This is a genomic window from Vibrio sp. 2134-1, assembly GCF_033339495.1.
The window spans coordinates 1-587 of the sequence record NZ_JAWOUS010000700.1; the positions used below are offsets into that span (position 1 = coordinate 1).

Below are 587 nucleotides of genomic sequence, written 5' to 3' on the forward strand. Positions count from 1 at the left end.
CGTAGAACCAAGCCGCACGCTCATCAAGTTCATCGTAGTTTTCGCTTCGTTGATCAAGTGACACACTGATGGCATCTTTCCAATTCGTGCCTTTCCAGTACGGCTGTGTAAAACGCTTGGTGTAATCATTTGATTGCGCCATTGCTCGGCCAACTTTACTTGCTTCAAGCAGAATTTTCTTTTGCTCTTCTGTTGGGTTAAACGGTTTACCCTTCTCGATACCTAAGAACTTCAGCTGAGCCATAACAAAACGATCGCGTTCTTCCACTGGGTTTTCTTGGATGATTTGATGGATGGTCTTCCAGTATTCCAAGCCATCTTTTGGAATATGCGTCCAATCAATTTCCGGCACTTGAGCAACCGGGATTTTACGACCTAGTTTGCCATCGGCGTATGGTTGCGTTGTGATGTTTGGCACCACTTGTTTCACTACGCGATCAACATCCGGTTCAAGAATACGGATGCCACCATATACAACATTGGTCTTTGGTCTAATTACGTAATAGCCTTTTGGATTTAGATCTTTGTATTTTTCACCCGGTGGCACAATCAAGTATTTACCACCTTTACCTTTATCTGGGCCCAAT

Annotated in this window: 1 protein-coding gene; it reads right to left on the minus strand. The window is 44.0% G+C overall.

Annotation, left to right across the window (positions count from 1 at the left end):
* Nucleotides 1-587: DUF1254 domain-containing protein (locus R7R78_RS28050; protein WP_225474845.1), on the minus strand; the 587-nt coding region annotated here is incomplete at both ends.